The organism is Methanotorris formicicus Mc-S-70 (assembly GCF_000243455.1).
Lineage (GTDB): Archaea > AGJL01 > Methanococci > Methanococcales > Methanococcaceae > Methanotorris > Methanotorris formicicus.
On sequence record NZ_AGJL01000001.1, the window covers coordinates 1 to 20,283 of the forward strand.

Here is a 20,283-nt window from a genome sequence, read left to right on the forward strand (position 1 = left end):
ACAAACTCATTTTCTGATAGTTTTTGTAGGTTTTTAACGATAGTCGTTCTGTGAATTCCCGAGACATACTCTGAAAATGCTTTGATAGTTTTATTGGCGTTAGTGTTCTAACTTGTGCGAACTTAGATAACTCCTCCGAACAGTTAAATCCTAAACTATTTATAGAATTAGTGAGTATACTATTAAGTGCTGTTAGCATGGAGGTTTCACCGTTTTTTAACGAGTTATTTAAGTACTACCTATTTCTATTTTTGGTTTTAAAGTTAATATTGTTAAATCACACTAATCACACTATCAGTCCTTTAATTTTAATTGGATTTTCAACCAATTTATAACGCAAACGACTATATTGAGAATATGGAGGATACTATAAAAGACAAAATTCCTCCACCAACAACAGCTATAATAGCTTTTCCCAAAGATACATCTTTTATATTTGCCAATTTGCATCCGAAGTATAAAAAGATTCCTGCTATGATTAGTGCTACAAATATCATCCCCAAAACCAAGGTTGATAAAACAAGAACTCCTCCCATACCCATAAAATTTCCCCCTATTTTTTAAGATTTTGACAATATTTTTAAGAATACTGGAAGGATATAGAAAACCCCAACAAAACCTGCAATAAAACCAGTTATAAACCTCAATTCATTAAAACTTTCCCTCAATCCAATTAGTTGAGTAGTCCCATCAATTGCCATTGGGGTTAATGCAATTATTAAATACCATTTTGATGGCATCTTAAAATTCCCCAACCTTTTTATAAAAGGATAAATAAACATCCCAATCAAAACTCCTGTATAAATGCCAAAACATCTTGCACAAACAGCCATCTTATGCCCAAAGATGAAATAACTCCTTTGTGGAAGTTGATGACATATTGTTGAATAAATGGCATATATATAAAATGAAACCCATCTGAAGACTTCTGAACCCTCCCCCAAATATGCGGTATATGGTGCTAAAAAAATCCCAACATAAAAGATTATAAAAGAAATCAAAATTAAGACATAGAGTTTCTTTAACATAAGAGCCCCTATAGATTTATTCATCACCTATTCTTTATAACAACATACAGAATTCCACCAATTGCTCCAAGAATTGCCCCAAATATCACCCCACTAACCAGCCCTATAGCCAAAGAACTTCCCATTGCAAATGATTGATGCCCTACAAACATTGGCATAAATGATGTCATTATAAAGAAATTTAATATTGCCGCTATAATTCCACCTATAACCCCACTAACTGCTCCAACAAGACCACAATTTTCATAATCTAAACTACCTCCAGCATTTACGTAAAGATGAGATGCAACTGCTCCCCCAACGATATAACCTAAGCAACAAAATGTTCCTAAAACACCATTAACAATACCTCCAATAATCGAAGGATTTAACATCTTCTCTTTATCAAAAGTTACCATTAGCATCCCCCCAATTTTTATAATATTAATTTTTTCTAAAGTTATTTAAATAATTTTTCCATACGCATCAAATAAAGTTCCGTTAACAACTGTATAGATTGGAAGTCCTTTAACTTTCCAACCTTCAAACGGTGTGAATTTTGCCTTTGATTTAAATAATTCAGCGTTAATTTTTCCTTCTTTTTTTAAATCAACTATCGTTAAATTTGCAAAATTTCCCTCCTTAATCTCATTGTCAATATTAAATATCTTCCCTGGGTTTTCTGAGATCATTTTAACTGCATCAAATAGCGAGATGAGTTTTTTATTCACCAAATTAAATACCAAAGGCACAAATGTCTCTATTCCAGGAATCCCAGAAGGACAGTTTTTAGGATCTTTACTTTTTTCCTCAAACGTGTGTGGAGCATGGTCAGTGGCGATGATATCAACATCTTTATTTACAATTCCTTTAATTAAAGCAATATTGTCTTCTTTTGTTCTTAATGGTGGGTTAAATTTCCCCAAACCCTTCAATTCCTCAGCCATATTCATATTTAAATATAGATGGTGAGGAGTTACCTCTGCAGTAATTTTTATATTTTTTAATTCCTCTCTTGCTTTTTTTATTAAATATAGTCCTTCCTTTGTTGATATGTGGCAGAAGTGGATATGTGGTTTGTATTTTCCAATTTTATCGATAATTTTTAAGTTTTTTATAACTTCTCTAATTGCCTCAACTTCGCTTTTTTTATCTCTTATTTTACAGTGGTCAATCCAACTGTTTAGGGAATCTCTTTTTAGATTCTCATTTATTATGTCTTTATGTTCCGCATGGATGCAGAATAACTTATTTTGACTTAAAATATCCTTTAATTTTGAGTAATCACTTATAAACAAATCTCCAACTGATTTAACCATGAAGATTTTGTATGCTTTCGCTTCCTCAACGGTTTCTAAGTAATTGCTTTTAGTAACTCCAAAGTTAAATTCAATGTTTATTTTACTCTTTTCTTTACCTTCTTTGTATTTTTTGTGAAAGAGTTCTTTTGTTGTTATTGGGGGTTTGTTATTTGGCATATCTATTGCAAAGCAAACGCCTCCATTTATCCCTGCTAAACTTCCGCTTAAGAAATCTTCCTTCTCCTCTTCCCCATATCTAAAATGAACATGGGCATCTATAACTCCACCAATGACGATTTTATTTTTTAGATCAATGGTTTCTCCATTATATTGTATCGATTTTCCAATTTTCTCTATTATTCCATTTTCGTTTATTAAAATATCCTCTTCAATTATTTTGTTGTTTTTGATTATTCTGCAGTTCTTTAGTAGCATTTTACCACTCTTTTTTATTGAATAAACCATATATGGTATATTTATTTTTACTTAAAATTCAGAACAACCGTGTATAATATTTAAATTCAAAATAAATATAATGTTTGTTGTATTTAAAAAATGTTTTGAGATATTTAGAAGAGAGATGAATACGAGGAGATTTCTAAAATTACCTAATTTCAATACATTACAATGCTAAATTGGTGTTTATTATGTACATAACTCATCCATTGATAAAACCAAATACCATCGAAGCGAGGATTTATCAGCAGGTTATTGTGGCAAATGCATTAAAAAAGAATACATTATGTGTATTGGGAACCGGGTTGGGGAAAACGGCAATAGCGGCATTAACAATAGCAGGAATTTTATCAAAGAATGATGGAAAAGTCCTCATAATTGCACCATCGAGACCATTGGTTGAGCAACACTACAACAGCATGAGGAACTTCCTGAACATTGATGAAGATAAAGTAATTGTCTTAACTGGAAAAACCCAACCAAACAAAAGGGAGAAACTTTGGAAAGATGGGAAGATATTCATTGCAACACCACAGATTGTTGAGAATGATTTAATTGCGGGAAGGTTGAATGTGGAGGATTTTGTTTTACTCATTGCCGATGAGGCCCACCATACAACAGGAAACCACTCCTATGCCTTTGTTGCAAATAAATTCAAAGGAAAGGTTCATGTTTTGGGTTTGACTGCTTCCCCAGGATCAGACATGGATAGAATTTTAGAAGTTTGTGAAAATTTGGGAATTGAACATGTTGAAGTTAGAACTGAGGATGATGAGGATGTAAAGCCATATGTGGCAAAGGTTAGGATAATCCCAAAAAGAGTTTCTCTACCAAAGGAATTTGAGGAGAGTTTAAAGTTAATTAAAGATGCTCTAAAAGAAAGATTAAAGGTTTTAAAGGAATTTGGGGTTACAAATTCAATCAACTTAACGAAAATAGAACTCATTGAACTTCAAAAGGAAATTTTTGCATTGGATAGGGATGAGAAGTACGAACTTTTAAGGATTGCATCAGAGGCATTAAAACTCTTCCATGCATTGGAGGTTTTAGAAACCCAGGGAAGGGGAGTTTTTTTAAATTACATTGAGAGATTAAGGAACCAAAGAACAAAATCTGCAAAATCCATTGTTAATGATAAAAAAATCATTAAAGTAGTAAACAATTTAAGGCAACTAAATATAGAGCACCCAAAATTTGAAAAATTAATAGATATTATTGAAGAAATTTTAAAGGAAAATAATGATGAAAAAATCATAGTCTTTGCCCAATATAGGGATACTGTTGATAAAATTGTAAGGTTGTTAAATGAGAGGGGAATAAAAGCCATAAGATTCGTTGGGCAATCTAATAGAGAAGGAAAAGGAATGTCTCAAAAAGAACAAATTAAGGCATTGGAGGAATTTAAAAAGGATGGGAATGTTTTGGTTTCAACAAGTGTCTCTGAAGAAGGGATTGACATATCAACTGTGAATTATGTAATATTCTATGAGCCAGTTCCATCAGAGATTAGGTTTATTCAGAGAAGGGGAAGGGCTGCAAGGGGGGAAGGAGGAATGGTGATAATTTTAATAGCAAAAGGCACAGTGGATGAAATCTACTATAGATCTGCAATTGCAAAGGAAAAAAATATGAAGAGAATTTTAAAAAACATGCAAAATATATTAAATAAAAAGTTGAAAGAGAGGAAAAAAACATTAGAAGAAGGAATAGAAGAAGAACAATTAAAAGAAAAAATAAAAGAAAATATCCAAACAAAAAAAGAAAATGAAAAGGATAAAAGCATATATCCAGATATATTGGAACTCCTTAAAACAAAAGCAAAAGAAAAAACAGAAATAAAAATTATTGTAGATGTTAGGGAGAGACACGTTGGAAGGTTATTGGCAGATAAGGCAAAGGTAGAGTTTAAGGTATTGGAGGTTGGGGATTATGTAATAAGCGACAGGGTTGCAGTGGAGAGGAAGACTGCAGAGGATTTTGTAAATTCAATAATAGACAAGAGATTGTTCATGCAATTGAAAGATTTGAGAAAATACCAAAAACCAATCCTAATTGTGGAGGGTAGAGAATTCTCAAGACTGCATGAAAATGCCATAAAAGGGGCAATATTATCAATCATTTTAGACTTTGGAATTCCAATTATATTCACGGAGAATATGGAAGAAACCGTTGATGTATTAATAAAGTTGGCTGAAAAGGAGCAGATAAAAGAGAAAAGGGGAGTCTATGTAAGGTATGGAAAAACAAGCATGTCTTTAAAAGAACAGCAAAAGTTTATAGTGGAGAGTTTACCCGATATTGGGCCGCAGTTGGCAGAGAATCTATTGAAACACTTCAAGACAGTTGAGAAGGTATTTACAGCAAAGGAAGAAGAACTGAAAGACGTTGAGGGAATTGGTGAAAAAACAGCAAAGAAAATCAGGGAACTCCTAACTAAGGAGTATGAGGAATAATTTAAACTCAGCATTCAAATCAATCTTTTTACCTTATTCCTCACAATTTCTGGGTGTTAAATTACATTATTAGATTATTGAGGCATGGAATAAACAATTAAATAATAAATTAGCATTTATTTTTCTTTTTTGTCTTTTTCTTTTCTTTTTTCTTTAATTTTTGCTCCATTATCCATTCATAGATGATGCCTCTATAATCTACATCTTTAAATCCTTCAAGTGCTTTACTCCAATTTTCTTTTTCTCTATAAAGACAAATGGCTTTTTGAATCTTTTTTTCTCTATATGTATATGGTACATAAACCTTTTCCATTGTTAATGGATTTATTCCAGTGTAATACATCGTCGTTGATAATGTCATTGGTGTTGGGGTGAAGACTTGGACTTGCTTTGAGTAGCATTTATGTTCATGTATAAACTCTGCAAGTTTAATCATATCTTTTATCCTGCAGTTTGGATGGGCAATTAGCCAATATGGAAGGATTTCTTTTGTCCCTCTAACATCTTCTGCAATTTTTCTGTATATTTCTAAAAACTTCTTAAACAACTTTCCATCTGGTTTTTGTATTACTTTGCAAGTGTCTTTTGATATATGCTCAGGAGCAACCTTCAATCTTCCAGAAACATGGTATTTGCAAATATCTTTTAAATACTCTATTCCGTATTTTTCATCATAAACTACCAAATCATACCTAATCCCAGAACGCACATAAACCTTGGCATCGACCAAATTCCTTATTTTTCTGAGTAAATCAATCACTGGTTTGTGAGATAAATTCAAATTTTCGCATGGCTCTGGATACAGGCAGTTTTTTGGGCATTTATGGGCGATTCCCTTTTTGCACCCCATTTTATACATATTTGCTGTTGGAGCACCGACATCTTGAATAACACCTTTAAAGTCCTCATGGTTTAGGAGTTTTTTTATCTCATTTAGTATTGATTTTTCACTCCTACTTTGAATTACCTTCCCTTGATGATTCAGTATTGAGCAGAATGAACATCCTCCAAAGCATCCCCTATGTGTCACAACGGAAAATTGAACAGGCACTATTCCCGGAATATGGCATTTGTATGATGGATGTACCTTCCTCTCAAATGGAAGTTCGTAGATTTCATCAATTTCCTTTTCGGTTAAATAAGTTGGTGGAAATTGAGCAATATACTGATTTCCAAACTTTTGAATGGTAACTTTGTCCATTGTCATTAGTTTTCTATGCATCTCAGCGTATTTTATTTTGTTGTTTTTAACATCTTCATAACTTGGTAATTCAACAACATCGTATTTTTTCCTTAATTCATCAACTTTATTTTTGTTGCATCTAAAAACCGTTCCATTTATTTCTAAATCTTTAATGTTTTCCCCACTTTCCAATGCCTTTGTTATTTCCAATATGCTCTTCTCTCCCATTCCGTACATTAGAATATCTGCTTTTGCATCTAACAAAATGCTTCTTCTGACATCATTATCCCAATAATCATAGTGGGCGAATCTCCTCAAAGATGCCTCAATTCCTCCTAAAGCTATAGGAACTCCTTTGAAAGCCCTTTTTATTAAGTTAGTATAAACGATAGTTGCCCTATCCGGCCTCTTCCTTATACCCTCAGGCGAGCATGCATCAAAGTCCCTAACCCTTTTTTGGGGGGTATAGTGGGTAAGCATGCTGTCCAAATTTCCAGAAGTAACAGCAAAGAAGTAGTTTGGCTTCCCAAGTTTTTTTATATCATCCAAATTTTTCCAATCTGGCTGGGAAATAATCCCTACCCTATAACCATGCTTTTCCAAATATCTTCCAACAACAGACGCTCCAAATAATGGATGATCTATATAAACATCACCGGTAACAATAATGACATCGAGTTCTTCCCATCCTCTCTTATCCATCTCTTCCCTACTCATTGGTAAAAACATAAGGAATCCTCTTGTATTTTATAAAAATCTCAATGATGAGTAATTGTAAAACATTAACTAATAATGTTTTTTGAAATATATAATGTTATCTTTTTCAATATCAAATAAAACTTCTTCACCTTCTTTAAAGACACTTTTTGCTCCGTGAATTTCACCTACAAGTTTAATGCCCCCAAAGTTTATCGTATATCTAACTAAATTGCCAAGGTACTCAACATCTTCTATTTTGCCAAAGAACTTCCCATCTCCAATGTTTACATATTCAGGTCTAACAAAATAAGAGTAATTTTTATCGTAATCCACCCCGATCTCATCAAGAATGGATTTTGGAAGTTTGCTTATACTCCCAATAAAATTTGCTACAAATAACGTACTTGGAAATCTGTATATGTTTTGAGGGTTATCAACCTGCTCAATAATGCCATTGTTCATAACTGCTATTCTATCCGAGATAGCCATCGCTTCTTCTTGGTCGTGAGTCACATAAATTGTTGTTATACCAAGTGCTTTTTGTAATTTTTTTAACTCCTTTCTCATCTTTACCCTTAACTTTGCATCTAAGTTGCTTAACGGCTCATCTAAAAGTAATATTTTTGGTTCTATAACTAATGCTCTTGCTACTGCTACTCTTTGCTGCATTCCTCCGCTAAGTTCGTCAATCATATAATTTTCAAATCCTTCCAAATTAACTAAACTTAAGGCATTTTTGACCTTCCCCCCAATCTCCCTCTGCCTTAATCCCCTAACTTTCAATCCATAGGCAACATTTTCAAAAACTGTTAGATGTGGAAATAAGGCATAGTTTTGAAAGACCATTCCAATGTTCCTTTTGTGTGCTGGCAAGTTAGTTATATCTTTCTCATCCAATATAACTTTACCGCCATTTGGTGTTTCAAAGCCAGCAATGATTCTTAAACATGTTGTCTTTCCACAACCACTTGGACCTAAAAGAGAAACTAACTCATTTTTACATTCTAAGTTGATGTTTTTTAATACATCTTTATTGCCATAGGACTTTGAGATATCAATAAGTTTTAAAACCATGCCTTCTCACCTTTCAACTTCCAAATTAAGAATGTTCCAATGGCGGAGAGGATAATCATTATTATTGCATAGCAAGCAGCAACTCCAAACTCGTTGTTTATAGTACTTTCAAAAACCATTGCTGACAAAACCTTTGTATTTGCAGTTATTAAGAAGATTATTGAACCAAGTGTTTTTACAGTTGCAATAAAGGTATAAATCATGCTAAAAATTATTGCTGGCTTCAATAATGGCAGAGTTACTTTAAAGAAGGTCTTTAATTTATTTGCCCCCAAGTTTAAAGATGCTTCCTCAATAGATTTGTCAATTTGGGAAAGGGTGGCACATCCAGTTTTGAAGGAAAATGGCAATTTTCTAACAACGCAGTTTAAAACAATAATTAAGGCGGTTCCAGTTAATAGTAAAGGTGGATTATTAAACGCCAACAAATAACCTATACCTATAAACGTTCCAGGAATAGCAAACGGCAAAACTGTCAAGAAATCCAAAATTTTCCTACCAAAAAATCTATCCCTTACAATCAAGTAGGCAAATATCATGCCAATTAATCCAACCAAGATACTAGATGATATGGAAAATATTATGGTGTTTTTTACTGCTAAACTTCCTCTTTCCAATGCCTCTATAAAGTAATCTAAGGTAAATGCATAGTTATATCCAAAACCTTTTGTAAATCCTGCTAAAAATACTGAAAAGAACAGTAAATAAACCACAACTGAAAATATGACTGCAGGTGTCGATAAGACAATCTTATGCCATTTTTTTAAAGAATAGGGCTTTATCTTCAAAAATCTCTGGCTATGTCCTTTGTAAAATTTGTTGTATAAGATAAATAGAATCATTGAAGGAATTAGTAATATCATGCTTAGCGTTGAAGCCATACCGGTGTTGTAGTTGCCAATAATCTCAAAATAAGCAGCAGTGGCGAGAGTATTGAAGTTTCCTCCAACGATGATTGGTGTTCCAAAGTCAGCCATTGATTGCATGAATATCAAAAGTCCAGCACTTAGTATCCCTGGCAAAAGTAAAGGCAAGGTGACATCTTTGAATACTTTAAATTCATTTGAACCTAAATTTCTTGCCGCATCTTCTAAGTTGCTATCAATACTTAGCAAAACAGCAGAGATGATTAAAAATGCCAATGTGGTGTAGTCAATTGATTGCATGATAACAACACTCTTCCAAGAGTAGATGTTTAGTTCTAATCCCAATAATCCATTAGTAATTACTCCATGCCTTCCAAATAAAAATACATAAGCCAAAGATGCCACAAACCCCGGAGTAATTATTGGCAAAAAAACCGCAATTTTAAAAAATAATTTTCCCTTAGTATCTGTTTTAAAAACAAGAATTGAAAATAACAACCCCATAAGCAAGGATATTACTGTTGACAAACATGCAACCATTAGACTATTTTTCAAAATACTGAAGTAGTAGGGGTTACTTATAAATTCACGATAATACTTTAATGTAAAAACCCCATTTTCATAAAAAGATTGAACAAAAACCATCAATACTGGATATATGACAAATATTGCCAAAAAAATAAATGGGAATATGCGGGGTAAAAATCGGGCAGTTTTCCCATAAATCTTCAAAATCCCACCTAAAAATTAATATTTGGGATGTTTAGTTTATTTTGTTGTTATATTTTGGTATCTTTCTTTCCATTTGTTTAATATCTCATCTCTCTTTTTACCCCAGTATAGAAAGTCCATATCAATAAAATCTAAATCTTTTGGATTTGGTACTCCTTCAATAGGTTCTATATCACTTCTTACTGGAACCCTCGGGCTTGCTTTCATTAGAACTTCCTGCCCTCTTTTTGATAAAACCCAATTAACAAATTTTTTTGCATTCTCTGGATGTTTGCAGTTCTTTACGATTGCTACTGGTGAAGGCCACCAAATTACCTTGTCCAAGTATATTGCCTTAATAGGAAGATCTTTATTTTTCATTGGGGTTATATGTGGATCTGGACAAATACCAAAGGCATATTCTCCAGAAATAACCTTTTTACCTGGACCTGAACCTCTTTTTGTTAAGAATGGGATATTTTCATATAATTTGTCCAAATACTCCCAACCTTTTTCTTCACCTTTCATCTGCAAGATTCCGCAGATTGTGAAGTATGCAGTTCCGGAGATTGTTGGATTTGATGCAATTATCTCTCCGTTATACTCTGGTTTTATTAAGTCATCCCATGTTTTTGGCTCTGGGAGGCCTTTTTTCTTGATGAGTTCTTCATTTTCCAAGATACCAATTGTAACTAAGGAAACCCCTGTCCAGTAGTGATCTTTATCAACAAATCTCTTATCAATATATTTTACATTTGGGGATTGGTATGGCATCAATAGGCCATCTTCTTTAGCCTTTACAAAGGCATCAATACCCCCACCAAACCAGACATCACATGATGGGTTATTTCTTTCTGCTTTTAAACGAGATAAAACTTCTCCAGACGACATTGAGACATATTCCATCTTTATGCCAGTATCTTTTTCAAACTCCTTTGCTATTAAATCCAATCCTCCATAGGCAGCATAAACTGTCAGTACTTTTTCTTCTTTTACCTCTGATTTTTGTTCATCCATGCACCCACAAACCAATATCCCTGAAATCAGTGTGAGTATAGATAGGATTACCAAATATTTTCTCATAAACCCACCTTTTATTCTAATAAATACGGGTTTTAAATAATAGTAAATAATATTTATGCATTACTATTTAGAATTTCTAATAACTAAAATCTATGTATTTAAATATATGGATTCAGTAAAATAAAATTTATATTGGTAGAGCCCATAGTTGTTTGCGTTATAAAATGAATGCAATAATAATGAAATATAAGGGTGATTTATTCCTTATTTAGAATTTTAACTTTAATTTATCGTTAATTTTATTATGTTTTGAGTATGAACATAAGTTTAGAAACGACTAATAAGTATAAAGAATTGAAGGTGCATTATCTATGTTTTCAATCCCACACCCTGGAAATTTTGAAAGTTTAAGAGTTTTAATTGGAGAGATAAAAAAACATAAAAATAAAAAAGAAAAGTTTGAGGTTTATATGGGGTATGCTGATTTTATAGGCACTGGAAGAGCAACACTCTACAAACCACTGATTGAAGATATTAAAGAGCAAATAACTTATGCCCATAAAAATAAGGTAAAATTTGAGATTGCAATAAATGCCTCATGCTTGGGGGGAATGCATCTAACTCCAAAAGGAATAAATCTCATAAGATGGACATTTGATAAGTTCTCTGAGATTGGGGTTGATTCTGTAACATTAGCAGATCCTTATTTAATCGATTTGGCACATGACTGTGGATTAAAGGTTACTGTTTCATGCATAGCAATGGTTGATAGTCCTCAAAAAGCCCAATTTTATGATGAAAAAGAGGTTTATGCAATATGCTTAGACAGTTCAATAAATAGACACTTCGATATTTTAGAAAATATAAGGGAAACTGTATCTTGCAAATTAAAAATACTTGTAAATGAAGCATGTTTATACAAATGTCCAATGAGAATTCAGCATTTTAACTTATTTTCACATGCAAACTCATCCAACATCCCAGTTTTGGATGACTATTATTACAACAGATGTATCGCAATGAGGGTTAGAAACAAAGAATTAATAATAAAAAGTCCATTCATTAGACCAGAGGATTTAAAATATTACAAAAAATTAGTTGATATCTTCAAAATTTCTGGGAGAAGTCATCCGATAGGTTGGATAAAGAGGGTTTTAAATGCCTATTTAAATGAAAGTTGGGATGGGAACTTAATGGAAATCCTTGATTGTCCGAGAGAGTTGGAGAGCCACTATTATATTAATAACAAGGAGTTGGATGGTGTTATTGAACAATGGAAGAAATGCGATAAATTCTGTAATAGATGCAATTTTTGTAAGGAACTATCTGAAAAGGTTATTAGGGTGAGGCAATGAAAGAAACAATAAAAAAAGATAGGGCAGAATTTGAGAAATTTCTATCAGATTTGATAAAAAAACCAATTTTTGTTCCTGAGATGGATGTTTTTGCATCAAAATGTGGCTGCTTTGGAATAATGATAATGGTTAGGGGAGTTTTGGTTGATGAGGTTGAGATATTAAAAAAGAAGATTATCGAAAAATTAAAAGAAATATCAAAAAACTATAATATAAATCCTAATTGGATATTCGTTAGAGTTATTCCGTCAAGTGATGATGTGGTTTCCTTTGGAGTTAGGGAGTTATGCAATATGTGTAAGGAAGAATACATTTCCAAAACACCAAGACCAGATTTGATAACACTATATTCAAAAAATTAAACTCGGTTTTAAATTACCTATTTTAAATACGTAAGAAACAATAATATTGGTTAACATATTATTAATGAAAACCCATAAAAACAAAATTAAATATCAAGACTCTCCTTCCTTATGATAGAACATATTTTACAGAATCTATCATTTAAATTCCCTTTTGAAACCTTGCCGTTTTCGATATCATCAACTATTTCTTTTACAAGTTCTTTCAATCTTTTTGATGTTGTTGCTCCCCTTTTTTCACTGGTATATTGTGAAACTGCTGCTATTGTGACACCAAGAAATTCTGCTACTTCTTTTTTTGCATATCCTCTATTTACAAGTTCTCTTGCAATTTCTCCCCTAATCATGGGGATTACTCTCGACGCCATAACTTCACATCTGGTTTTCATTATGAATCACCATAAAAAACTATAAAAGTAGTTTGTATTAGGATTCTGATTTGCCTTCAACCTTTTCAATAATTTTATTAACGATTTTCTTAAATTCTTCACTTGCCTTGCAATCCAACATAACCATTGGGATTCCTTTGTCAGATGCTTCTCTTGCTTTAATGTCTAATGGAACTCTCCCCAAAAATTCAACATCAAACTCTTTTGCTGCATTCTCTCCCCCACCTCTTCCAAACACATCAACAATCTTATTACAATGTGGGCAAACAAATCCACTCATATTCTCAATTACTCCTAAAATTGGGACGTTCAACATTTTTGTCATTGCAATGGATTTTTTAACATCCAAAACTGCAACATCTTCTGGAGTTGTTACAACTATCGCCCCATCAATGTCCGGAATAGATTGCATTATTGTTAACTGCTCATCCCCTGTTCCTGGTGGAGTGTCAATTAATAGGTAGTCCAATTCTCCCCAAACAACATCGCTCAAAAACTGCCTAATTGCCCCACTAACCCTTGGACCCCTCCAAATGACTGGAGTGTTGCCATTTGGTAAAAAGTATTCTATGGATATTGTCTTAATGCCTTGCGGTGTGGTTATTGGAAATATCCCTGCAGGACTTGCCATTGGTTGTAATCCTTCAACCCCAAACATCTTTGGAACATTTGGACCATGAATATCTGCATCTAAGACACCAACCTTCTTACCCACCATATTCAAGGCAGATGCTAAGTTTACAGTTACTGTTGATTTTCCTACCCCACCCTTACCACTCAAAATAACAATTTTATGCTTTATTTTTTTCATGTTCTCTCTTATTTTTGCATTTTGCTGTTCCATGATTTTTTTAGTGTCTGGACATGTATTCTTTAATGAGCATGTATCGCATTTTCCATCACATTCAGTCATGTAACCACCTTATATGTTGTTCTATATAGTAATAACTAAACCACAATATAAAACAGTATCTCCGAATATGCATTAGGTATGCACAACTGAGTATTATCTATTGGTTTATTTGTATATATGTGCATTCGAATTAATTCATTAATTTTGATAACGAATTCTTTTAAATTCATGGTTTTATAATTCGTATTTTTGTTTTTCCATTGCATTGCAACCCATAGATTGTGAATAATCGCTCTAAGTATAAACAAGAATAATCTTACTTCTAAAATCTTTGATTTCGTTTTTATAGCTATGTTTTTAAGCATTCTGAATCTTGTTTCGATATTCCATCGTTTTTTATACGTTTTTAGATATATTTTTGGTCTTTTGAAATCAATGTTGGTTAAGAAAGTATAATAAACTGTTTTCTTCTCCCCATTTATTATTACCTTCTCTTCTACGATAACTAATTTCGATATAGTTTTATCATTTATAAATTTTTATACTCTTTTTCGAGATAATATTTTATATCATTCTTTGGAACGAAACAGATATAATTACAACCATATCTTTCAAAAATTTTGATTATTTCGAAATTTTTAAACTCCCTATCGGTCAGAACTGTAAGTTTCTTTGGATTTATTTTTAACTCGTTAATGACGAATTCTAAGATTTCCTCAATATATTTTGGGAGGAAATTGTTATGAACTTCGATAATATCGCAATAAACCACCAAACTAAATGCCTTCGTATGTAAAACCGCAGTTATGTATTTGTATGAGCCAGAACTCCCCCTTTCTTTTCTGTAATTGTGAATTATATCGGAGGATTTTAAGTTTCTTCCATAGTATGCTTCAAAGTGCGTATCCATCGACAGGTAAAATTTGCCTTTTATCTTTTTTAAAATCGTCGATTATTGACTTAACGAAATATTTATATGCCTCTTTTATCATAGATATATCTGCGTTCTTTATGTATCGATAGTAAGAATCCACTGAAGGATACCCTAACGTGCTAATCGTTTCTAAGTATGTGTTGCTTTCTATAGCTTTGATGAATCCTTTAGAATAACCTTCAACCCGATAAATCCTCGGCGTAATTTGTAAAGCCTTACCAACAAAACTGTTAAATTCGTTAAAGGATTTTATTATTGTGTGTTTTATCCCCTTCATGATTTCACCTCCATATTTTTTTGATATTAACTATTCGATATTACCAAATATTAAGTTTTCTATTAGTTAGTATGATGTTCGGAGATACTGATAAAATTATCATAAAAAATAAATTTGAATATATAAATTAATAATTATAAAAAATAAGGGTTAAAGTTTAAGTCTTTCAAGAAACCTAAGTCCACACCTCCTTCCTCTACCTCTTCCTAATCCCCTTCCACCTGTGTCTATTCTATGGATAAAAATCCCGTCTGCATTACAATATGGACAAACATCTGGCTTTGGAACTCCATAGGGGACTTCTATAACTTGTTTGCACTTTGAACATAAAAATCTCTTCATCTCCATTGTATCCCAATTATTTTTTTTCTACTTCACTTAATCTCTTTTTTATCTCTGCAATTTCATCCTCAAGGATTGCTCTTTCCTCTTCTAACTCCCTTAACCTATCTGATAAATACTCCCTATCTGTTGGAGTTGCAAATGGCATCCTATACAAGTCCCATGCGTGGAGTATTCTTCCACTGCTTACATCTTCATAAAATGCATGAGGTCCCATCCCACATCTGCATGGGCCTATGTATCTGTATCTTCCTCCAGCAATACTTGGAGCGTAGTATCTCCAAAATCCTCTTCCTCTTCCAAACCATCCTCTTCCAAACATACACATCACCTCTTTTTTCTAATAATATCACATATGTGTAATATTATATAAAATTTTCTGTTATGTTCATATATGTGTCAATAATTAACACAATAAATTAACATTGCAAAAGCATAAATTTGAGAAAATATATACAAATATTAATAAAATCGTAGGGGGAAATCATGATAAGAAATCCTGTAGTTGCAGGGGTTTTTTATCCTGCAGATTCTAATGAATTAATAGAATTAATAGAATACTGCTATCTACACAAACTCGGTCCTAAAGAAATACCTTCAGAAGGAGGGATTTTTAAAAAACCAGTGGGTTTGATTTGTCCACATGCAGGATACATCTACTCTGGCCCCATAGCGGCACATTCATACAATGCATTATCTAAGAGAGCAGATATTGAAGATGAGATTACTGCTGTAATAATTGGGCCTAATCATACGGGATTAGGTACTGGAGTGGCGACAATGAAGGGAATTTGGAAAACACCCCTTGGAAATTTGGAAATTGATAACGAATTTGTAGATAGATTATGGAAGGAATGCGACATAATGGATTTAGATGAAACCTCTCATTTACATGAACATTCAATAGAGGTTCAACTTCCATTTTTACAGCATTTGAGTATCCTCAATATTGCAAAATTTAAGTTTGTGCCAATATCCATGTTATTCCAAGATTACGAAACATCTGTTGATGTTGGATATTTCATTGCAAAGATTGCAAAGGAATTGAATAGAAGGGTTGTGGTAATAGCATCAACCGACTTTACACACTACGAACCTCAAGAGGTTGCAGCAAAAAAGGATGCCATAGCAATAAAGAATATATTGAATATGGATGAAGAGGAACTCTATAGCGACGTGGTTAATTACAACATCAGCATGTGTGGCTGCGGTCCAGTTATGGCAATGATTAAGGCAATGAAACTCCTTGGTGGAAAAGAGGCAAAATTACTTTCATATGCAACCTCTGGGGATATAACAAAAGATTACTCATCCGTTGTTGGTTATGCATCAATAATAATTGAATAAATCAATCTTCCAAAACCCTAACCTCAAATTCACAGCAATCGTCCCCAGATGCGTAACATTTAACCTCCACTACATGGACATCTTTATTGAGGATGTTTTTTAAAACCCCCGCTAAAAGTCCTGCTTCAAAGCAGCATATCTTTTTTCCAATGTTTGGTAGTCCAGCACAATTTGCACATTCATAAATCCTCAACTTTAGGGGTTCTTCATCAATAACTTCCAAGATACCAATTTTCAATTCTTTAAAAAATTCCACAAGTTCTTCAAACGACTCCACGTACAACTTCTCTCCAAAGTATTTTCCAGCAGAGTAGAGTTTTGAATTTCCAGTTATTCCTAAAAAATTCAGTATTGAGCACCTCAACGCTCTATATGCCAACACGTCAACGTCTCTACCCAAAGTAGGCCTATAAACTTCAATTAAATCTTCAAATTCGAGTTTTTTGTTTGTCATAATTTCACCTAATATAATTATAAATGTTATTTTTAAAAGAACAAAATATACTTTTAATTTTATTGAAGATATGACCAAGAACGAAGGTTTGGATGTTTATAACATAAACAACATAACTTAATTATTTTAAAATAAATACATCAAATTATTATTTTACTATCTTAATTACTTATTACTTTTTGATAAAAGGTAAAGGTGAGAGGAATGAGTGATAGAAATTGTTTAATAAAAAATGCAATTGTAAATGGCAAAAAACAGGATTTGTTGATAGAAAACAACATAATAAAAAAGATAGGAAATATTGATGATGCTATTGATAAAGAAGAAACTAAAGTCATAGATGGGAATAATAAGATAGTGATTCCTGGGCTAATAAATACCCACACCCACATACCAATGACGTTGTTTAGGGGAGTTGCTGATGATTTACCTTTAATGGATTGGTTAAACAACTATATCTGGCCAATGGAGGCAAAATTAAATGCAGACATTGTTTATGCAGGGACGTTATTGGGATGCTTAGAGATGATTAAAAGTGGAACAACAACATTCAATGATATGTATTTCTTTTTGGATGGGATTGTTAAGGCGGTTGATGAGATGGGAATGAGGGCAGTTCTCTCCTATGGAATGATAGATTTATTTGATGGAGAGAAGAGGAAGAAGGAGTTAAAAAATGCGGAAGAAAACATAAAGATGATTAAAAAATTAAACAATGAAAGAATAGGAGTTGCATTAGGCCCTCATGCTCCATATACATGCTCAAAAGAACTTTTAATGGAAGTTCATGAGATGGCAAAAAAATACAACATTCCAATACACATACACATGAACGAAACCTTAGATGAGATAAAGATGGTTAAAGAAAAAACTGGCATGAGACCTTTTGAATATTTGAACTCATTTGGTTTCTTTGATGGAGTAAGTGTTATAGCGGCCCACTGTGTCCATCTTTCAGATGAAGAGATTAAAATAATAAAAGAAAAGAAAATAAATGTCTCCCATAACCCAATAAGTAACTTAAAATTAGCCTCTGGAATTGCCCCAATCCCAAAACTCGTTGAAAATGGTATAAACGTAACCTTAGGAACTGATGGATGTGGAAGTAACAACAACTTAAACCTATTTGAAGAGATTAAAATATCATCCCTAATCCATAAAGGAGCAACTCTAAACCCTACAATAATAAATACAAAGCAATCATTTGAATTTGCAACAAAAAATGGGGCAAAAGCGTTAGATTTAAAATGTGGGGAGTTGAAGGAGGGTTATTTAGCAGACATTGCTTTAATTGATTTGAATAAACCTTTCCTAATACCAAAAGAAAACATATACTCCCATTTAGTTTATTCATTCAATGGAAATGTTGATACGGTTATCATAGATGGAAATGTCGTTATGGAAAATGGAAAAATGCTAAATGTTAATGAAGAAAAGATTTATGAAAAAGCAGAAAAAGCATATTATAAGTTAATTAATTAATTTTGAGATATACTGCATAAATTCCTTTTTTATTTTATTTTCAAAATCGTTATTGTCTATATTATCGAGTTTTTTACTTATTTCTTTTAAAAATTCTTTCCTTAATTTTACAAGTTCTTTAGCAAAATCTTTAGTTTTAGAAGGTTCTTGTGATATAACCTCCCCCACAACATTTCTTGTTATCTTGTCAACCTTATCCATGATTATTTTATTATTTTCAACATCCGCAAAAATTTTTTTATTGTTTTTATTATTATCCAAAATTTTAGAATTCTTTTTATGAACCCTATCATGATCTTTCACCAACTTGGCAATTTCTTTTATGTTGATTTCTTTAGTTGTATCTATAGTTATATGTGGTTCATCCCATTTATACTTCTCCCCAGGTTTGTCGAATTTTTCAAACATCTTAATTATAACTTCATTTGGTATCTTTTTTCCCCTTTCAACGTTCCTCTTTAGTAAAATTTTAAGTGGGGCGTATAAATAGATAACCATATAATTTTTCTTGTTTTTCTTGGCTATATTTATCAAATCTCTCCTTTTTGAGTTGTAATAGTTTGTATCATCAACAATAACAGTATATTTTTTTAACGCCTTATCTATTAAATCATAAGTTGTTTCTTTTATAAATTCCTCATATTTTTCATCCCAAACTGGAAAACTTTCCCTTATCAAATCACTCCCTAAAACAATATTGTCTATTCCTATTTTGTAGAGTTCTTTTGAGAGTTTTTTTGAAAATGTCGTCTTTCCAACTGAAGGCAATCCAACTAAAATTATGAGCATTCCCTCCACCCAAAAAAAGTAAGATTTATTCTATGTTTTTATTTAGGAATCTCCTGTATAGACAATCGGGATAATTTGTGCATCCTAAGAATTCACCTTTTTTTGTCCTAATAAGCCTTAACTTACTTCCGCACCAAGGGCAGATGTCATCATTAGTCATCTTCCTAACTTCATCTACAAGAGAAAGTCCCTTATTGCATAACCTCTCTGGATTGTACCTAACAATTCCTTCCTTTGTATCTACATAGATCAGATAATTTTTAAACAACTCTACATTTTCTAAATTTACTATTAACTCATTTCCTCTAACAAAGAATCCTGGCGTTATTTCCAACTTTGTTTTTAAAGGTAATAGCCAATAACCTTGTCCAGAAAACTTTAATAATCTTGTTGCATTTTTTATCTTACCAATTAACCAATTGTAATCCCTATTTGCAATGAACAAAGCACTTTCTTCAATAGTATCAAACATATTTCTATTCCTTGTAGTTTCTAAAACCTCTATAATATGTTCATCTCCACTTTTGTAACCATTTAGTAGCATTTTTTTAGTAGTATTGACAAATTCATCCTTATCAACTTTTATACACAACAGCAATCCATTAAATGCATTAGCAGCAACGTATTTTTCCTTTTCAATAATATCATGCCTATCGAATTTGTAATAAACCCTCGCATTTATAAATCTGTTTCCATTTGGGGAAATTCCTTTTTTTAACTCATATTCCATTTTATATGCATTCGTTACCCCGTAATAGAAAACAGGTTTTTTTCCATTTTTAATACCAATGATTGATATGAGTCCTTCCGGAACTTTCCAATTTTGATTCCATGTTTTTTCACTTAGTTGTGTTGCATTAAAATGTATATTCTTTGTCATAATAGAAAATAATTCATCCAACATAACCCTACCTCCCAAATGTTTT

General features: G+C 32.4%; 23 protein-coding genes and 1 pseudogene. 5 read left to right on the forward strand and 19 right to left on the reverse strand.

The genetic code is table 11. The features are described 5' to 3' along the window. The 5 genes and pseudogenes from METFODRAFT_RS00005 to pyrC all read right to left on the reverse strand — a co-directional run. A pseudogene (locus METFODRAFT_RS00005) lies at positions 1–199 on the reverse strand (hypothetical protein); the annotation flags it as partial. A gap of 145 nt (positions 200–344) precedes the next feature. Continuing rightward, positions 345–542: a hypothetical protein gene (locus tag METFODRAFT_RS00010; RefSeq protein WP_007043448.1), complete on the reverse strand. Its 198-nt coding sequence runs from the start codon at positions 540–542 to the stop codon at positions 345–347. 18 nt (positions 543–560) lie between these two features. After that, complete coding sequence (locus METFODRAFT_RS00015) at positions 561–1,028, reverse strand: DUF2085 domain-containing protein (RefSeq protein ID WP_007043449.1); 468 nt, start codon at positions 1,026–1,028, stop codon at positions 561–563. Positions 1,029–1,051: 23 nt separating this feature from the next. Beyond that, positions 1,052–1,426, reverse strand: a complete 375-nt coding sequence (locus METFODRAFT_RS00020) for a hypothetical protein (RefSeq protein ID WP_007043450.1) — start codon at positions 1,424–1,426, stop codon at positions 1,052–1,054. Positions 1,427–1,471: 45 nt separating this feature from the next. Further along, positions 1,472–2,743, reverse strand: a complete 1,272-nt coding sequence (gene pyrC / locus METFODRAFT_RS00025) for a dihydroorotase (protein WP_048115121.1) — start codon at positions 2,741–2,743, stop codon at positions 1,472–1,474. Positions 2,744–2,955: 212 nt separating this feature from the next. On the opposite strand from pyrC, the gene METFODRAFT_RS00030 reads away from it, so the two are divergent. Further along, entirely contained in the window at positions 2,956–5,217 is a 2,262-nt protein-coding gene (locus METFODRAFT_RS00030; protein WP_007043452.1) for a DEAD/DEAH box helicase, read from the forward strand. A gap of 109 nt (positions 5,218–5,326) precedes the next feature. Here METFODRAFT_RS00030 and METFODRAFT_RS00035 read toward each other — a convergent pair whose 3' ends face one another. From METFODRAFT_RS00035 to METFODRAFT_RS00050, 4 genes are read right to left on the reverse strand one after another with little or no spacing between them, the layout of a single operon-like run. After that, a complete protein-coding gene (locus METFODRAFT_RS00035; protein WP_007043453.1) occupies positions 5,327–7,129 on the reverse strand; it encodes a YgiQ family radical SAM protein in 1,803 nt (600 codons plus the stop codon). Between the two features lie 57 nt (positions 7,130–7,186). Continuing rightward, positions 7,187–8,173, reverse strand: coding sequence for an ABC transporter ATP-binding protein (locus tag METFODRAFT_RS00040; RefSeq protein WP_007043454.1), 987 nt, complete (start codon positions 8,171–8,173; stop codon positions 7,187–7,189). After that, the gene (locus tag METFODRAFT_RS00045; RefSeq protein ID WP_007043455.1) at positions 8,164–9,771 is read right to left on the reverse strand and encodes an ABC transporter permease; all 1,608 of its coding nucleotides are present in this window, start codon (positions 9,769–9,771) and stop codon (positions 8,164–8,166) included. The genes METFODRAFT_RS00040 and METFODRAFT_RS00045 overlap by 10 nt, the downstream gene beginning before the upstream one ends. Positions 9,772–9,807: 36 nt before the next feature. Next, entirely contained in the window at positions 9,808–10,833 is a 1,026-nt protein-coding gene (locus METFODRAFT_RS00050) for an ABC transporter substrate-binding protein (protein WP_007043456.1), read from the reverse strand. Between the two features lie 311 nt (positions 10,834–11,144). Here METFODRAFT_RS00050 and METFODRAFT_RS00055 point away from each other — a divergent pair, with 311 nt between their 5' ends. After that, complete coding sequence (locus METFODRAFT_RS00055; RefSeq protein ID WP_007043457.1) at positions 11,145–12,128, forward strand: peptidase U32 family protein; 984 nt, start codon at positions 11,145–11,147, stop codon at positions 12,126–12,128. Beyond that, positions 12,125–12,490, forward strand: a complete 366-nt coding sequence (locus METFODRAFT_RS00060; protein WP_007043458.1) for a DUF5402 family protein — start codon at positions 12,125–12,127, stop codon at positions 12,488–12,490. The genes METFODRAFT_RS00055 and METFODRAFT_RS00060 overlap by 4 nt, the downstream gene beginning before the upstream one ends. Before the next feature lie 86 nt (positions 12,491–12,576). On the opposite strand, the gene METFODRAFT_RS00065 is transcribed toward METFODRAFT_RS00060, so the two are convergent. The 7 genes from METFODRAFT_RS00065 to METFODRAFT_RS00095 form a co-directional block, all read right to left on the reverse strand. Next, positions 12,577–12,879, reverse strand: coding sequence for a transcriptional regulator (locus METFODRAFT_RS00065; protein ID WP_007043459.1), 303 nt, complete (start codon positions 12,877–12,879; stop codon positions 12,577–12,579). Between the two features lie 37 nt (positions 12,880–12,916). After that, positions 12,917–13,792 carry an Mrp/NBP35 family ATP-binding protein gene (locus METFODRAFT_RS00070; protein WP_007043460.1) on the reverse strand — a complete coding sequence of 292 codons (876 nt, stop codon included), beginning with the start codon at positions 13,790–13,792 and terminating at the stop codon, positions 12,917–12,919. 35 nt (positions 13,793–13,827) lie between these two features. Continuing rightward, positions 13,828–14,097 carry a hypothetical protein gene (locus METFODRAFT_RS11845; RefSeq protein ID WP_007043461.1) on the reverse strand — a complete coding sequence of 90 codons (270 nt, stop codon included), beginning with the start codon at positions 14,095–14,097 and terminating at the stop codon, positions 13,828–13,830. 164 nt (positions 14,098–14,261) lie between these two features. Continuing rightward, on the reverse strand, positions 14,262–14,642 hold the full coding sequence (locus METFODRAFT_RS00080; RefSeq protein ID WP_007043462.1) for a hypothetical protein: 381 nt from the start codon (positions 14,640–14,642) through the stop codon (positions 14,262–14,264). Next, complete coding sequence (locus METFODRAFT_RS00085) at positions 14,626–14,943, reverse strand: hypothetical protein (RefSeq protein ID WP_007043463.1); 318 nt, start codon at positions 14,941–14,943, stop codon at positions 14,626–14,628. The genes METFODRAFT_RS00080 and METFODRAFT_RS00085 overlap by 17 nt, the downstream gene beginning before the upstream one ends. A gap of 150 nt (positions 14,944–15,093) precedes the next feature. After that, positions 15,094–15,291 carry a hypothetical protein gene (locus METFODRAFT_RS00090; protein WP_048115125.1) on the reverse strand — a complete coding sequence of 66 codons (198 nt, stop codon included), beginning with the start codon at positions 15,289–15,291 and terminating at the stop codon, positions 15,094–15,096. 10 nt (positions 15,292–15,301) lie between these two features. Further along, complete coding sequence (locus METFODRAFT_RS00095; RefSeq protein WP_007043465.1) at positions 15,302–15,607, reverse strand: DUF5320 domain-containing protein; 306 nt, start codon at positions 15,605–15,607, stop codon at positions 15,302–15,304. 164 nt (positions 15,608–15,771) lie between these two features. On the opposite strand from METFODRAFT_RS00095, the gene amrB reads away from it, so the two are divergent. Next, the gene (gene amrB, locus METFODRAFT_RS00100) at positions 15,772–16,632 is read left to right on the forward strand and encodes an AmmeMemoRadiSam system protein B (protein WP_007043466.1); all 861 of its coding nucleotides are present in this window, start codon (positions 15,772–15,774) and stop codon (positions 16,630–16,632) included. Position 16,633: 1 nt separating this feature from the next. Here the strand turns inward: amrB and METFODRAFT_RS00105 are convergent, their stop codons facing one another. After that, positions 16,634–17,086 carry a V4R domain-containing protein gene (locus tag METFODRAFT_RS00105; RefSeq protein ID WP_007043467.1) on the reverse strand — a complete coding sequence of 151 codons (453 nt, stop codon included), beginning with the start codon at positions 17,084–17,086 and terminating at the stop codon, positions 16,634–16,636. Between the two features lie 204 nt (positions 17,087–17,290). Between METFODRAFT_RS00105 and METFODRAFT_RS00110 the strand changes: the two genes are divergently transcribed. Then, entirely contained in the window at positions 17,291–18,568 is a 1,278-nt protein-coding gene (locus METFODRAFT_RS00110; protein WP_007043468.1) for an amidohydrolase, read from the forward strand. Here the strand turns inward: METFODRAFT_RS00110 and pstK are convergent. Together pstK and METFODRAFT_RS00120 are read right to left on the reverse strand one after the other, a co-directional pair. Next, positions 18,557–19,357, reverse strand: coding sequence for an L-seryl-tRNA(Sec) kinase (gene pstK, locus METFODRAFT_RS00115; protein ID WP_007043469.1), 801 nt, complete (start codon positions 19,355–19,357; stop codon positions 18,557–18,559). The two genes, METFODRAFT_RS00110 and pstK, sit on opposite strands and share 12 nt — an antisense overlap. A 25-nt stretch (positions 19,358–19,382) precedes the next feature. Next, on the reverse strand, positions 19,383–20,261 hold the full coding sequence (locus tag METFODRAFT_RS00120) for a topoisomerase DNA-binding C4 zinc finger domain-containing protein (RefSeq protein WP_007043470.1): 879 nt from the start codon (positions 20,259–20,261) through the stop codon (positions 19,383–19,385). Positions 20,262–20,283 lie beyond the last annotated feature (22 nt).